Below are 14,775 nucleotides of genomic sequence, written 5' to 3' on the forward strand. Positions count from 1 at the left end.
TATTGGTTGTATTGAAGTTGGTGTTTTTTTCGATTCCGCAGGCGTTATGACTTTAATTCTTGGTATCGACCCCGGTTCGCGCATTACCGGTTATGGCGTGGTACGCGATACCGGGCGTGGCGGTTGTATTTACGTAGCCTCGGGCTGCATTCGCACTGGCGCCGGTGAGCTGCCTGATCGTCTGCAAATCGTTTATCGCGGCGTGCGCGAAATCATCCAGACCTACGGCCCGGTGACCATGGGCATCGAAAAAGTGTTCATGGCGAAGAACGCCGACTCGGCGCTGAAACTCGGTCAGGCCCGTGGCGCGGCCATCGTTGCCGGTGCCGAGGAATGCCTGGAGATCGCTGAATACACCGCGACTCAAGTCAAACAAGCCGTGGTCGGCACCGGCGCCGCCAATAAAGAACAAGTGCAAATGATGGTCATGCACATGCTCAAGCTGACCAGCAAACCGCAGATCGACGCCTCGGACGCCCTGGCGATTGCCATTTGTCACGCGCATACGCGTTCCAGTCTGTTGCCGCATGGTCTGGGAGCGGCACGCAGTCGTGGCGGGCGCCTGCGTCTCTGATAGCATCAGCAATCAAATTTGTGGAATGCGGGTTTCGCGCCTGGGTCGTCGGCCTGAAACCCTTGTTCCGACAGTCGCCAGCCCACGGCTGGCCAACGCTCAAGGATCTGAAACGTGATTGGACGCTTGCGCGGCACTCTGGCTGAAAAACAGCCACCGCACCTGATTCTCGATGTAAACGGCCTCGGCTATGAGCTCGAAGTGCCGATGACCACCCTGTATCGCCTGCCGTCGGTCGGCGAACCGCTGACCCTGCACACGCACTTGGTCGTACGCGAAGACGCGCAACTGCTCTATGGTTTTTCCGGCAAGCGTGAGCGAGACTTTTTTCGCGAGTTGATCCGTCTCAATGGTGTAGGGCCGAAATTGGCCCTCGCGCTGATGTCGAGCCTGGAAGTCGATGAGCTGGTGCGATGCGTGCAGTCCCAGGACACCTCGGCGTTGACCAAGGTCCCTGGCGTAGGCAAGAAAACCGCCGAGCGCCTGTTGGTTGAGTTGAAGGATCGCTTCAAAGCCTGGGAAACCGTGCCCGCGATGTTCGCGCTGGTGCCCAACCAGCCCGACGGCCCGGCGCCAGTCAACACCGCCGAAACCGATGCAGTCAGCGCGCTGGTCTCCCTGGGCTACAAGCCGCAGGAGGCGAGCAAAGCGATTACCGCGATTAAAGATAAAAATCTGAGCAGCGAAGACCTGATCCGACGCGCCCTGAAGGGAATGATTTAAGTGATTGAAGCTGATCGTCTGATCACCGCCACGCCTGCACCGCGTGAGCGCGAAGAAGTCCAGGACCGGGCGATTCGTCCTGTCAGCCTGGCCGAATACATCGGCCAGCCGACCGTTCGCGAGCAGATGGAGCTGTTCATCCAGGCTGCACGGGGGCGCAACGAATCCCTCGACCACACGCTGATCTTCGGCCCACCAGGTCTGGGTAAAACCACGCTGGCGAACATCATCGCCCAGGAAATGGGCGTGTCGATCAAGAGCACTTCCGGCCCTGTACTCGAGCGGCCGGGTGATCTGGCGGCGTTATTGACCAACCTCGAACCGCATGACGTGCTGTTCATCGATGAAATCCATCGCCTGTCGCCAATCGTCGAAGAAGTGCTGTACCCGGCGATGGAAGATTTTCAGCTCGATATCATGATCGGTGAAGGGCCGGCGGCGCGTTCGATCAAGCTTGATCTGCCGCCGTTCACCCTCGTTGGCGCAACTACGCGTGCGGGCATGCTCACCAACCCGTTGCGCGACCGTTTTGGCATCGTCCAGCGTCTGGAGTTTTACAGCACCGCCGATCTGTCGACGATTGTCAGTCGTTCGGCGAGCATTCTTGGCTTGCCGCTGGATCCGGAAGGTGCGTTCGAGATCGCGCGTCGCGCCCGTGGTACGCCGCGGATTGCCAACCGTTTGCTGCGCCGCGTGCGGGATTTTGCCGAAGTCCGCGCCAAGGGCCATATCACCAAGGCAGTGGCCGATCTGGCGCTGAATCTGCTGGATGTCGACGAACATGGCTTCGATCATCAGGACCGGCGACTGCTGTTGACCATGATCGAAAAATTCGACGGTGGACCGGTGGGTATCGACAGTCTGGCGGCGGCGATCAGCGAAGAGCGCCACACCATTGAAGACGTGCTCGAGCCGTATCTGATCCAGCAGGGTTACATCATGCGCACACCGCGCGGCCGGGTCGTGACTCGTCACGCGTATCTGCACTTTGGTTTAAACATTCCGACACGAATGGGCGAGATGCCCGTGGTAGACGAGTTTCTCGATGCTGCGGACGATTAATACACATTGCGTGCCGATTTATTCCGGGTTTGTGCTGTCCGACGACGGTACTTTCGCGATAAAGCCGCAGATCGATGAAAAACAGTTGCCTGGCTGGATTGGCAACCCGAGGAGTAAGCACTAGAGTATGCGCGCGCAAAACGGGTTAGAGCCGTTCGCACATCGTTGTCGCGTTTATTACGAGGACACCGATGCGGGCGGCATCGTGTATTACGTTAATTACCTCAAGTTTATGGAACGGGCTCGAACCGAGCGGCTGCGTGAACTGGGCTTTGCCCAATCGCAGTTGGCAGGGGAGGATCTGTTGTTTGTCGTGCATTCCAGCGAAGCGCGTTACCACGCGCCGGCGCGACTGGACGACGAGCTTCTGGTAAGCGCTGAAGTAATCGAATTGAACCGTGCCAGCCTGCGCTTTAAACAGCAGGTCAGGCGGGCGACGGATAATGTGCTGCTCTGCGAAGGGCAGTTTTTGGTGGCCTGCGTGCGCACCGACAGTTTGAAACCCCGGGCCCTTCCCGAAGACTTGCGTGCGGCTTTCGCCAGCGCGGTCGGCACGGGTACACACTCAAAGCAGGAGATAAAGCGTGGAAGCTAACGTCGTCGACCATTCCTCCATGTGGAGCCTGGTCAGCAATGCCAGCATCGTGGTGCAGTTGGTAATGTTGATCCTGGTGGCCGCATCGGTGACCTCATGGATCATGATCTTTCAGCGCAGCAATCTGCTGCGCGCCGGTCGACGCGCCCTGGAGAGCTTCGAAGAGCGCTTCTGGTCGGGTATCGATCTGTCCAAACTCTACCGCCAGGCTGGCAGCAATCCTGATCCGGATTCGGGCGTGGAGCAGATCTTCCGTGCCGGTTTCAAGGAATTCTCCCGTCTGCGTCAGCAGCCAGGCGTTGATCCTGAGGCGGTGATGGAAGGTGTGGCGCGTGCCATGCGCGTAGCTATTTCGCGTGAAGAAGAGAAGCTCGAGCAGAGCCTGCCGTTCCTCGCCACCGTAGGTTCCGTCAGCCCGTACATCGGTCTGTTCGGTACGGTGTGGGGCATCATGAACTCCTTCCGTGGCCTGGCCACTGCCCAGCAAGCGACCCTCGCCACTGTGGCTCCGGGTATCGCCGAAGCCCTGATCGCTACGGCGATCGGCCTGTTTGCGGCAATCCCTGCGGTAATCGCTTACAACCGTTTTGCTGCCCGCAGCGAAACCCTGCTGGGCCGTTACTACACCTTCGCCGATGAATTCCAGGCGATCCTGCACCGCAAAGTGCACACCAGCGAAGAATAAGCAGGTAATTTCCAATGGCTTTAATCGCTCGAGCTCGCAAAAAGCGCAAGCCGGTCGCCGAGATGAACGTAGTGCCATACATCGACGTGATGTTGGTACTGCTGGTCATCTTCATGGTGACCGCGCCGATGCTCAATCAGGGCGTGAAAGTTGATCTGCCCAAGGTTTCCAGCGAAGCCTTGCCGCAGGACAACAACACCCAGGTCCTGACCATTTCGATCAAGGCTGACAAGACCTACTACTGGAACCTTGGCAGCGAAGTCGACACCGAGAAGCAACAGGACAGGGCCATGACCCTGCCGCAGATGACCAGCGCGGTGACAAAAATCATCGCTGCCGGCAACGGTAACGGCAAGCGTACCCAAGTGTTCATTCGTGGCGACAAGACTGTCGATTACGGTTCCGTCATGGGCGCCATGGGCGGGTTGCAGAAAGCCGGGGTCGGTAATGTTGGCTTGATTACCGAGGCCCCCTGATGCAGCCACTGCGAGAGCCGTCTGCCTCGGAAAGCTTCTTCTGGCCTAGTGTCTGGGCGATTGTCTTGCACGTGCTGGTATTCGGCATGCTGTTCGTCAGTTTCGCTTTTACACCTGAGCTGCCGCCGGCCAAGCCGATTGTCCAGGCGACCTTGTATCAACTGAAATCGAAAAGTCAGGCGACCACCCAGACCAATCAGAAGATTGCGGGTGAGGCGAAGAAATCCGCCGCGCGTCAGACCGAAGTCGAGCAGATGGAACAGAAAAAGGTCGAGCAGGAAGAGATCAAGGCCGCTGCGGAACAAAAGAAAGAAGAAGCGGCTCAAAAAGCCGAGGAAGCCAAGAAGGCCGACGAGTCGAAAAAAGCGGACGAGGCGAAGAAGGCTGATGAAGCCAAGAAAGCCGACGAAGCCAAGAAGACCGCCGAAGCCAAAAAGGCTGAAGAGAAACAATTGGCTGATATAGCCAAGAAGAAATCTGAAGAAGAAGCCAAAAAGGCTGCTGAAGAAGAGGCCAAGAAAGCCGCTGCTGAAGAAGCCAAGAAGAAGATCGTCGAAGACGCGAAGAAGAAAGCCGCCGAAGACGCCAAGAAGAAAGCTGAAGCTGAAGAGGCGAAGAAGAAAGTCGCCGAAGACGCGAAGAAGAAAGCTGCTGCCGACGCTGCGAAGAAAAAAGCGCAGGAAGCGGCCCGTAAATCGACCGAAGACAAAAAGGCTCAGGCCTTGGCCGATTTGCTTTCCGACACGCCGCAGCGCCAGCAAGCCTTGGCCGATGAGCAGGGTGACGAAGTCGCGGGCAGTTTCGATGACCTGATTCGTGCGCGAGCAGCGGAAGGTTGGGCACGTCCTCCTTCGGCACGCAAAGGCATGACGGTCGTGCTGCAAATCGGCATGTTGCCGGACGGTACGGTGACTTCGGTCGGCGTGGCCAAATCCAGTGGCGACGGTCCGTTCGATGCTTCGGCAGTCGCGGCGGTCAAGAATATTGGACGTTTGACGGAAATGCAGGGAATGAAGCCGAGCGATTTCGCTCCGTATCGTTCATTCAAGATGACATTCACACCTGAGGATCTAGCCTTGTGAGAAACCTTCTTCGAGGAATGCTGGTCGTGATCTGCTGTATGGCAGGTTTCGCGGCAGCAGATGAAAAGAACATTCTGGTCACCAGCGGCAGCGATCGGGCTACTCCGATTGCGGTCGTACCGTTCGCCTTCCAGGGCGGTGCGGTACTGCCGGACGACATGGCTGAAATCATTGGTAACGATTTGCGTAACTCGGGCTACTACTCGCCGATTCCAAAGCAAAACATGATCAGCCAGCCAAGCCAGCCGAGCGAAATCATCTTCCGTGACTGGAAGGCGGTGGGTGCTCAATACATGATGGTCGGCAGCATTGTGCCGGCCGGCGGCCGGCTGCAAGTGCAGTGGGCATTGTTCAACGTGGCGACCGAGCAGAAAGTCGCTGACGGCAGTGTCTCCGGTACTACCGAGCAACTGCGCGACATGGCGCACTTCATCTCCGACCAGTCGTTCGAAAAGCTCACCGGTATCCAGGGTGCGTTTTCGACGCGTCTGCTGTATGTAACGGCTGAACGCTTCTCCGAGAAGAACACCCGTTACACCCTGCAGCGTTCGGACTATGACGGTGCCCGCGCTGTGACTCTGTTGCAATCGCGCGAGCCAATCCTGTCGCCGCGTTTCGCACCGGACGGCAAGCGCATTGCCTATGTGTCGTTCGAGCAGAAGCGTCCGCGGATCTTCATGCAGAACATCGACACCGGTCGCCGTGAGCAGATCACCAACTTCGAAGGCCTGAATGGCGCACCAGCGTGGTCGCCGAATGGTGATCGCCTGGCGTTCGTACTGTCGAAAGACGGTAACCCGGACATCTACGTGATGAATCTGGCTTCGCGTCAGATCAACCGCGTCACTGCAGGTCCTGGCATCAACACCGAACCGTACTGGGGCAAGGATGGTTCGACCATCTACTTCACCTCGGACCGTGGCGGCAAACCGCAGATCTACAAAACCAGCGCAAGTGGCGGCGGTGCGGAGCGAGTGACCTTTATTGGTAACTACAACGCCAACCCTAAGCTTTCGGCGGATGAAAAGACCCTGGTGATGATCCATCGTCAGGACGGATTCACTAATTTCAAGGTGGCAGCCCAGGATTTGCAGCGCGGAAGTGTAAAAATCCTAACTGATAGCACTCTGGACGAGTCACCTACTGTTGCGCCCAACGGCACCATGGTAATCTACGCCACCCGCCAACAGGGCCGGGGAGTCTTGATGCTCGTGTCCATTAATGGACGCGTTAGGCTCCCGCTTCCTACCGCTCAAGGCGAAGTCAGAGAACCGTCCTGGTCCCCTTACCTGAAGTGAGCGGGCGCTACACGTTTTACTTAACACACTGGGGTTCATTAGGAGTTTCACGATGGAAATGCTGAAGTTTGGTAAATTTGCTGCGCTGGCTCTGGCCATGGCTGTAGCTGTAGGTTGCTCGTCCAAAGGCGGCGACAACGCCGGTGAAGGCGCTGTTGATCCAAACGCTGGTTACGGCGCAAACACTGGTGCCGTTGACGGTTCCCTGAGCGAAGAAGCTGCTCTGCGCGCAATCACCACCTTCTACTTCGAATACGACAGCTCGGACCTGAAGCCAGAAGCCATGCGCGCTCTGGACGTTCACGCCAAAGACCTGAAAGCAAACGGCGCTCGCGTTGTTCTGGAAGGCAACACCGACGAACGTGGTACTCGTGAGTACAACATGGCACTGGGCGAGCGTCGTGCGAAAGCCGTTCAACGCTACCTGGTACTGCAAGGTGTTTCCCCAGCTCAGCTGGAACTGGTTTCCTACGGCGAAGAGCGTCCAGTTGCTACCGGCAACGACGAGCAGTCCTGGGCTCAAAACCGTCGCGTCGAACTGCGTAAGTAATTCGATATGCGAACGTGCCGTCGTGCTGTAACTGTTTTGGCTCTCAGCCTCGCGCCGCTTGCGGCGTGGGCTGCGGTTCCTGTGGTCGATGACAACTCCGGTTATAACAATAGCGGGAGCAGTTATCCGCCTGCGGGTTACGGTACGAACGGCGCCTATGCCGGGGGAGCGGCTTCGGCCCCTGCCTCGGCAAACGGCATGCTGTTCAACCAATTGCAACAGATGCAGGATCAGATCTCGCGCCAGCAAGGCGTGATTGAAGAACTGCAGAATCAGGTTGCGCGCATGAAGCAAGAATCCCTGGAGCGATACCAGGATCTTGATCGGCGCATAGGATCCGGTGCTGCACCTGCCGCGACTCCCGAGAATTCTTCTGCCGGTGGCGATGCAAGTGCTGCTGCCGGTGCTGCCGCTGGAGCCGGGGCTGCTGCCGCCCAGGCGCCTGCCGCAGGTGGTGAGCCGGCTGATCCGGCCAAAGAGAAGCTGTATTACGATGCCGCTTTCGACCTGATCAAAGCCAAGGATTTCGACAAGGCCAGCCAGGCTTTCAGCGCTTTCCTGCGTAAATACCCGAACAGCCAATACGCGGGCAATGCCCAGTACTGGTTGGGCGAAGTGAACCTGGCCAAAGGCGATCTGCAAGGTGCAGGTCAGGCGTTTGCCAAGGTTTCGCAGCTCTATCCAAAGCACAACAAAGTGCCGGATTCGCTGTACAAGCTCGCTGATGTAGAGCGCCGCCTCGGTCACACCGACAAGGTCAAAGGCATTCTGCAACAGGTGGTGGCCCAATACCCGGGCACTTCCGCCGCTCAGTTGGCCCAACGCGATCTGCAGCGCATGTAAGGCTGTTTGAACCGATTCGAAGAAACCCGCACTTGTTGCGGGTTTTTTCGTTAGAATTCACGCCCTTTTTCTGAAACACGCTTCTTGTGGTCTACGCGTTGGCGGGATTGCTTGAAGTGCCTGACGGAGGCGGACAGCCTGTTTAGCTGTTACGCCCGTGGCGACTATGCAAGACACATTGAGAATCACCGAAGTTTTCTACTCTTTGCAGGGGGAAACGCGGACTGCCGGGCTGCCCACTGTTTTTGTGCGCCTGACCGGTTGCCCTCTGCGTTGCCAATACTGCGACAGCGCCTATGCCTTCAGCGGCGGCACGATTCGCACTCTCGACGACATCCTCGAACAAGTGGCCGGTTTCCGTCCGCGCTATGTGTGTGTCACCGGTGGCGAGCCGCTCGCGCAGCCCAACGCCATTCCGTTGCTCAAACAGCTTTGTGATGCCGGTTACGAAGTTTCGCTGGAAACCAGCGGCGCCCTCGACGTCTCCGCAGTCGATCCGCGCGTAAGCCGCGTAGTCGACCTGAAGACCCCAGGCTCCAAAGAAGCGCATCGCAACCGTTACGAAAATATCGAGCTGTTGACCCCTAACGATCAGGTGAAGTTTGTCATCTGTTCGCGGGAAGACTATGACTGGGCAGTATCGAAGCTGATCCAGTACGGTCTTGAGCGGCGTGCCGGCGAAGTATTGTTTTCCCCAAGTCACCACGACCTGAACGCTCGGGATCTGGCGGACTGGGTGGTGGCGGACAATCTGCCGGTGCGTTTGCAACTGCAGCTGCATAAATATCTGTGGAATGACGAGCCGGGGCGCTGAAATGACTGAACAACTGAACACTGGCGAAAGACGTGCGGTAATCCTGCTCTCCGGTGGCCTGGACTCGGCAACTGTCGTGGCCATGGCCCGCGCTGAAGGCTACGCCTGCTACACCATGAGTTTCGATTACGGCCAGCGCTCGCACGCTGAACTGCATGCCGCTGCGCGTGTTTCCCGTGATCTGGGGGCGGTTGAGCACAAAGTGATTGGCCTGAATCTGGATGGCATGGGCGGCTCGGCCCTGACCGACACCAGCATCGACATTCCAGAAGCGCTGGGTGAAGGCATTCCGGTCACTTACGTGCCAGCGCGCAACACGGTGTTCCTGTCGCTGGCACTGGGTTGGGCTGAGGTGCTTGGCGCGCGCGACATCTTCATTGGTGTCAACGCAGTGGACTATTCGGGCTACCCGGATTGCCGTCCGGAGTTCATCGAGTCTTTCGAGCGCATGGCCAATCTGGCGACCAAGGCTGGCGTGGAAGGCAACGGTTTCCGCATTCAAGCGCCGCTGCAAAACCTGAGCAAGGCGCAGATTGTTCAGGAGGGCGTGAAGCTCGGCGTGAATTACGCGTTGACGGTTTCCTGCTACCAGGCTGATGACGAAGGCCGTGCGTGCGGTAAATGCGACAGCTGCCGTCTGCGTTCCGAGGGCTTTGCGGCCGCCGGAATCAGCGACCCAACACCTTATTTCTGATTTATTTCAAAAAAGGTGTTGAATAGTCCTTAAAAATCAGTATTATACGCGCCACCACACAGCGGGTCGTTAGCTCAGTTGGTAGAGCAGTTGGCTTTTAACCAATTGGTCGTAGGTTCGAATCCCACACGACCCACCATTTTTGGCGGTTTAGAAAATCCGGAAGGCCCACGCAAGTGAGGATTTCCGGGTTTTTTTTTGCCTGCAATTCCGACATATCTCCAATCCTGCTCCGCGTCATGACGCAGGTCAGAATCATCTTTTGTATCAACGGGATATTCTGTAGCCTTGCGCAGCTTCAACGCTGTCCGTGCCTGATATAAATCACTCTCCCGGCGGTACCCTCAAGCGGTCCGGAGCCGGGTGTATACTCGACTTTCGCGCGAACGCGCCTGCAGGTCTTGCGAACATGACGCAGATTTCCGAACGCCTTCTGGTTCAAGCCCACCTCGACGCCAAACAGCCCAAACCGCTGACGCCCGAGGAAGAGGCGCATTACCGTTCTGCCATCGCCGCCGAGCTCAAGGCTCAGGACGCGGTGCTGGTTGCCCACTTCTATTGCGATCCGATCATTCAGGCCCTGGCCGAAGAAACCGGTGGCTGCGTCTCCGACTCTCTGGAGATGGCCCGCTTCGGCAACGCCCATCCGGCCAAGACCGTCGTGGTTGCCGGCGTGAAGTTCATGGGCGAGACCGCGAAAATTCTCAACCCGGAAAAACGCGTGCTGATGCCGACCCTTGAGGCGACTTGCTCGCTGGACCTCGGTTGCCCGGTCGATGAGTTCTCGGCGTTCTGCGATCAGCATCCGGAGCGCACGGTGGTGGTGTACGCCAACACTTCCGCAGCGGTCAAAGCCCGGGCTGACTGGGTGGTGACATCCAGCTGCGCGCTGGAGATCGTCGAGAGCCTGATGGACAACGGCGAAACCATCATTTGGGGCCCGGACAAGCATCTGGGCACCTACATTCAGCGCAAGACCGGCGCCGACATGCTGTTGTGGGACGGTGCCTGTATCGTCCACGAGGAATTCAAATCCAAGCAGCTTGAAGACATGAAGGCGCTGTATCCGGACGCAGCGATTCTGGTGCACCCGGAGTCGCCGACTGCGGTGATCGAACTGGCGGATGCCGTCGGTTCCACCAGTCAGCTGATTGCCGCTGCGCAATCGCTGCCGAACAAGACCCTGATCGTCGCCACTGACCGCGGCATCTTCTACAAGATGCAGCAGCTGTGCCCGGACAAGGTCTTCATCGAGGCGCCAACCGCCGGTAATGGCGCAGCCTGCCGCAGTTGCGCACATTGCCCGTGGATGGCCATGAACACGCTTGAGCGCACGCTCAAGTGCTTGCAAGAGGGGACTGGCGAGATCTTCGTTGATCCGGCGCTGATTCCCCAGGCGATTCGCCCGCTCAAGCGCATGCTGGATTTCACTCAGGCTGCGCGGCTGAAGTTGGCCGGTAACGCCTGATTCCCCGCTGTTGTGGCGAGGGAGCAAGCTCCCTCGCCACAGTGATCGGTGACGCTACTTTTGTTTCTTCGGTACCCGCACTACCTGGGTATCGGAGTAGATGTCATGCCAAGTGCGCTTCTGCTTGTCATACAGCGACCAGAAGAATCCCAACCCAACGCACAGCCACGACGCAATCGACACCATGAAGCGCAGCAGCGCCTGCCACAGGCTGATCGCCGTGCCGTCGGCGTTCTGCACGCGAATGCCCCACACCTGCATCCCCAGCGTCTGCCCGCCATGGGTCCAGAACTTGGCGAAGAAGCCAAACAGCACCAGCACCAGCACGGTGGAATACAGCGGATCGCCATCCAGTTGCCCGGCATCGGTCAACACCCGCAGGCGCTCTTCGCCAATGATTGCAGCCTGAATCATCTTGTAAATGCCGCCAGTGACAATCAGCAGGGCAGTGCACAGCAGAAAGTCATAGAACATCGCTGCCAGGCGCCGGCCGAGGCCCACGGTTGGGAAATCGCCCTGTGGAACGAGCAGGTGTTTCGACATGGCAGCCTCTGGACGGAAAGTTAGCCGGCATTTTACGGATTCGCGCGCACAAAAAAGCCCCTGATATCAATATCAGGGGCTTTTTCGTTACAGAAGGTTAGGCTTCTGCTTGTACTTCGTCAGCCTGCATGCCTTTTTGGCCCTGCACCGCCACGAAGGTGACTTTCTGGCCTTCTTTCAGGCTCTTGAAGCCGTTGCCCTGAATGGCGCGGAAATGCACGAACAGATCCGGACCGCTTTCTGGAGTGATGAAACCAAAACCTTTCTCGTCGTTAAACCACTTGACGGTACCGCTCTGACGTGTGGACATTTCTTATTCCTTTGACGCATAAATTGATGACAGCCTCTTTCCCATGAAAGAGTACTGGGGCTGGTTGCAGGAGAGTAAGAAAACGTCGAGCGGGATGTAGCTAACTTGTAGGCTACTGCCCAGGTCACGATTCAAAGCTGACCCATGCAAACACAGTGGACAAACTTTACGCCAACTACCAAAGAAAAAACAAGCCCCGCGAAGGCCCCGGTTTTACTGTGCCTGCTGGTAGTTAGTTGTTCACTGGACTGAGCTTATTCGATTGAAGTGTTCAATTGTTTTCGAACGTTATAAGCCGGGTTCATATTCGAATCGATGTATAGCCGCTGCACTATTTTATGGCGATTGCGTTACACATTAGTGCACGCATAACGCAATCGCGTTACTTATAGAAACAGTCAATCAACCACGATAGTAGCGTTGCGCAACAAATGGCATTTTGCTTACAAGCAGCGGCACCTTTTTCCCACGGACGATTGCCCAGACTGGCGTATCAAGGGTGATATAGGCGCTGTCGATGTAACCCATCGCCAGAGGTGCACCCAGGGTCGGACCGAAACCGCCGCTGCACACGCTGCCGATGATCTCGCCCGCTTCGTTGACGATTTCCGCGCCTTCGCGGACCGGTGTGCGTTCCTGGGGCAGCAGACCCACGCGTTTGCGCACCACGCCGTTCTGTTGTTGGGCGAAGATAGTGTCAGCGCCGGGGAAACCGCCGGCGCGTGCACCGTCAGCGCGCCGTGGCTTGGAGATTGCCCACAGCAGGCTGGCTTCGATTGGCGTGGTTTCAGTGTTCATGTCATGGCCGTACAGGCACAGACCGGCTTCCAGGCGCAGCGAGTCGCGCGCGCCGAGGCCGATGGCTGCCACTTCAGGTTCGGCCAGCAGGGCGCGGGCGAGTTTTTCTGCGTCGGCGGCTGGCACCGAGATTTCGAAGCCGTCTTCACCGGTATAGCCCGAACGGCTGACGAAGCATTCCACGCCGAGCAGTGTCACGCGCTTGAACTGCATGAAAGTCATTTGCGCCACTTCCGGCGCCAGACGCGCGAGCACGGTCACGGCTGCCGGACCTTGCAGAGCAAGCAGGGCGCGTTCTTCGAACAGCGGCTCGATCTTGCACTCAGCGCCGATGTGCTTCTGCAGATGCGCGAGATCCTGATCCTTGCACGCCGCGTTGACCACCAGGAACAGTTCGTCGTTACCGAGGTTGGCGACCATCAGGTCATCGAGGATGCCGCCGGTTTCATTGGTGAACATCGCGTAGCGCTGCATGCCGACCGGCAGGTCGATGATGTCGACTGGCACCAGGGTTTCCAGAGCTTTGGCGGCATTGGCCCCAGTCAGGCGAATCTGGCCCATGTGCGACACGTCGAACAGCCCGGCCTGCTCGCGGGTGTGCTGGTGTTCTTTCATCACGCCCAACGGGTATTGCACCGGCATGTCGTAGCCGGCGAACGGCACCATGCGCGCGCCGAGTTCGATGTGCAGTGCGTGGAGCGGGGTTTTCGACAGTTGTTCGGTGGACATGCGGAACTCCTTGAAATGTTGGTGCAGGGGCAAGATCAAGAGCCCCTCACCCCAGCCCTCTCCCGGAGGGAGAGGGGGCTAGTTTGGTGTTCTCTCCCGAGAGAGGACATTGAGTTGCAGCCCACTCCCTTTGGAGAGGGCGTTAATTACGTGATCAGCATTCGATAATGTTGACCGCCAGACCGCCGCGGGCGGTCTCTTTGTATTTGCTTTTCATGTCGGCGCCGGTCTGGCGCATGGTGCGGATGACTTTGTCGAGGGAGACGAAGTGCTGGCCGTCGCCACGCAATGCCATGCGCACCGCGTTGATCGCTTTCACCGAACCCATCGCGTTGCGCTCGATGCACGGCACTTGCACCAGCCCGCCAATCGGATCGCAGGTCAGACCGAGGTTGTGTTCCATGCCGATTTCGGCGGCGTTTTCCACCTGCGAAACGCTGCCGCCGAGGACTTCACACAAGGCGCCGGCGGCCATCGAGCAAGCGACGCCGACTTCACCCTGACAGCCGACTTCGGCGCCGGAGATCGAAGCGTTTTCCTTGTACAGAATGCCGATCGCGGCAGCGGTCAGCAGAAAGCGCACTACACCGTCTTCATTGGCGCCGGGGATGAAGCGCATGTAGTAATGCAACACTGCCGGGACAATCCCCGCCGCACCGTTGGTGGGCGCTGTAACGACGCGCCCGCCATTAGCGTTCTCTTCGTTGACCGCGAGCGCGTAGAGGTTGACCCAGTCGAGCACTGATAGCGGATCGCGCAGTGCCGATTCCGGGTTCTTGCACAGTTGCCGATGCAGCGCCGCCGCCCGGCGTTTGACCTTCAGCCCGCCCGGTAAAATGCCTTCGTTGCGGCAGCCAGCGGCCACGCAGTCCTGCATCACTTGCCAGATGTTCAGCAGCCCGGCGCGGGTTTCCGCCTCCGGGCGCCAGGCGCTTTCGTTGGTCAGCATCAGTTGGCTGATCGACAGCCCATAGGTTGCGCAATGACTGAGCAAGTCCTTGGCGCTTTTGAACGGGAAAGTCAGCGGTGTCGCGTCTTCGACGATGCGGTCGGCACCGGCCGCGTCCTCATCGACCACGAAGCCACCGCCGACTGAATAATATTCGCGACTGCGGATCTGCAAACCGGCTGCATCGAACGCGCGGAAAATCATGCCATTGGGGTGATAGGCCAGCGGCTTGCGGATCATCGCCAGGTGTTCTTTCTCGTTGAACGCAATGCTGTGTTCACCGAGCAGATTCAATTGTCCGCTGCCACGGATTTGCGCGAGACGTGCGGCGACGGTTTCGGTATCAACGGTGTCCGGGTGTTCACCTTCCAGACCGAGCAGCACGGCTTTGTCGCTACCGTGGCCCTTGCCGGTGGCGCCGAGGGATCCGTACAGCTCAACCCTGACGCTCGCGGTCGCGGACAGCATATTTTCCCGACGCAAGCCTTCGACGAAACGCGCGGCGGCACGCATCGGGCCGACGGTGTGGGAGCTGGAGGGGCCGATGCCAATCTTGAACAGGTCGAACACGCTTAACGACAT

At 58.2% G+C, this 14,775-nt stretch carries 17 protein-coding genes and 1 tRNA gene; 14 read left to right on the top strand and 4 right to left on the bottom strand.

What is annotated here, in order from left to right; all coding sequences use genetic code 11:
• The first annotated feature begins 46 nt into the window (after positions 1 to 46).
• The 14 genes from ruvC to nadA all read left to right on the top strand — a co-directional run bounded on the left by ruvC (position 47) and on the right by nadA (position 10,864).
• Positions 47 to 574, top strand: coding sequence for a crossover junction endodeoxyribonuclease RuvC (gene ruvC / locus ACP7EE_RS25220; protein WP_420646310.1), 528 nt, complete (start codon positions 47 to 49; stop codon positions 572 to 574).
• A 114-nt stretch (positions 575 to 688) separates the two neighbouring features.
• Positions 689 to 1,297, top strand: coding sequence for a Holliday junction branch migration protein RuvA (gene ruvA, locus ACP7EE_RS25225; RefSeq protein ID WP_420646311.1), 609 nt, complete (start codon positions 689 to 691; stop codon positions 1,295 to 1,297).
• Complete coding sequence (gene ruvB, locus ACP7EE_RS25230) at positions 1,298 to 2,359, top strand: Holliday junction branch migration DNA helicase RuvB (protein ID WP_426237584.1); 1,062 nt, start codon at positions 1,298 to 1,300, stop codon at positions 2,357 to 2,359.
• A gap of 127 nt (positions 2,360 to 2,486) precedes the next feature.
• Positions 2,487 to 2,954: a tol-pal system-associated acyl-CoA thioesterase gene (gene ybgC / locus ACP7EE_RS25235; protein ID WP_426237586.1), complete on the top strand. Its 468-nt coding sequence runs from the start codon at positions 2,487 to 2,489 to the stop codon at positions 2,952 to 2,954.
• Positions 2,944 to 3,639 (top strand): protein TolQ, encoded by a 696-nt coding sequence (tolQ, locus tag ACP7EE_RS25240; RefSeq protein ID WP_008147369.1) that lies wholly within the window; start codon positions 2,944 to 2,946, stop codon positions 3,637 to 3,639. The genes ybgC and tolQ overlap by 11 nt, the downstream gene beginning before the upstream one ends.
• A 23-nt stretch (positions 3,640 to 3,662) precedes the next feature.
• Entirely contained in the window at positions 3,663 to 4,115 is a 453-nt protein-coding gene (tolR, locus tag ACP7EE_RS25245) for a protein TolR (protein ID WP_401268701.1), read from the top strand.
• Positions 4,115 to 5,197 carry a cell envelope integrity protein TolA gene (gene tolA / locus ACP7EE_RS25250; RefSeq protein ID WP_426237588.1) on the top strand — a complete coding sequence of 361 codons (1,083 nt, stop codon included), beginning with the start codon at positions 4,115 to 4,117 and terminating at the stop codon, positions 5,195 to 5,197. The genes tolR and tolA overlap by 1 nt, the downstream gene beginning before the upstream one ends.
• A gap of 17 nt (positions 5,198 to 5,214) precedes the next feature.
• A complete protein-coding gene (gene tolB / locus ACP7EE_RS25255; protein ID WP_420646678.1) occupies positions 5,215 to 6,495 on the top strand; it encodes a Tol-Pal system beta propeller repeat protein TolB in 1,281 nt (426 codons plus the stop codon).
• 52 nt (positions 6,496 to 6,547) lie between these two features.
• A complete protein-coding gene (gene pal / locus ACP7EE_RS25260) occupies positions 6,548 to 7,045 on the top strand; it encodes a peptidoglycan-associated lipoprotein Pal (RefSeq protein WP_003178634.1) in 498 nt (165 codons plus the stop codon).
• 6 nt (positions 7,046 to 7,051) lie between these two features.
• A complete protein-coding gene (gene ybgF / locus ACP7EE_RS25265; RefSeq protein ID WP_420646315.1) occupies positions 7,052 to 7,888 on the top strand; it encodes a tol-pal system protein YbgF in 837 nt (278 codons plus the stop codon).
• Between the two features lie 166 nt (positions 7,889 to 8,054).
• A complete protein-coding gene (queE, locus tag ACP7EE_RS25270) occupies positions 8,055 to 8,702 on the top strand; it encodes a 7-carboxy-7-deazaguanine synthase QueE (RefSeq protein ID WP_401393477.1) in 648 nt (215 codons plus the stop codon).
• Position 8,703: 1 nt separating this feature from the next.
• Positions 8,704 to 9,396, top strand: a complete 693-nt coding sequence (gene queC, locus ACP7EE_RS25275) for a 7-cyano-7-deazaguanine synthase QueC (protein ID WP_426237590.1) — start codon at positions 8,704 to 8,706, stop codon at positions 9,394 to 9,396.
• A 63-nt stretch (positions 9,397 to 9,459) separates the two neighbouring features.
• A tRNA-Lys gene (locus ACP7EE_RS25280) sits at positions 9,460 to 9,535 on the top strand.
• A 270-nt stretch (positions 9,536 to 9,805) separates the two neighbouring features.
• Positions 9,806 to 10,864, top strand: coding sequence for a quinolinate synthase NadA (nadA, locus tag ACP7EE_RS25285; protein WP_426237592.1), 1,059 nt, complete (start codon positions 9,806 to 9,808; stop codon positions 10,862 to 10,864).
• Between the two features lie 54 nt (positions 10,865 to 10,918).
• On the opposite strand, the gene ACP7EE_RS25290 is transcribed toward nadA, so the two are convergent.
• From ACP7EE_RS25290 to ACP7EE_RS25305, 4 genes are all read right to left on the bottom strand, one after another.
• The gene (locus tag ACP7EE_RS25290) at positions 10,919 to 11,407 is read right to left on the bottom strand and encodes an RDD family protein (RefSeq protein WP_420646319.1); all 489 of its coding nucleotides are present in this window, start codon (positions 11,405 to 11,407) and stop codon (positions 10,919 to 10,921) included.
• A gap of 97 nt (positions 11,408 to 11,504) precedes the next feature.
• The gene (locus ACP7EE_RS25295) at positions 11,505 to 11,717 is read right to left on the bottom strand and encodes a cold-shock protein (protein WP_003227496.1); all 213 of its coding nucleotides are present in this window, start codon (positions 11,715 to 11,717) and stop codon (positions 11,505 to 11,507) included.
• A 402-nt stretch (positions 11,718 to 12,119) separates the two neighbouring features.
• Positions 12,120 to 13,244 carry a glycine cleavage system aminomethyltransferase GcvT gene (gene gcvT / locus ACP7EE_RS25300; RefSeq protein ID WP_426237594.1) on the bottom strand — a complete coding sequence of 375 codons (1,125 nt, stop codon included), beginning with the start codon at positions 13,242 to 13,244 and terminating at the stop codon, positions 12,120 to 12,122.
• A gap of 154 nt (positions 13,245 to 13,398) precedes the next feature.
• Entirely contained in the window at positions 13,399 to 14,775 is a 1,377-nt protein-coding gene (locus tag ACP7EE_RS25305) for an L-serine ammonia-lyase (RefSeq protein ID WP_420646321.1), read from the bottom strand.

Source organism: Pseudomonas sp. TWP3-2 (assembly GCF_049897765.1).
Lineage (GTDB): Bacteria > Pseudomonadota > Gammaproteobacteria > Pseudomonadales > Pseudomonadaceae > Aquipseudomonas.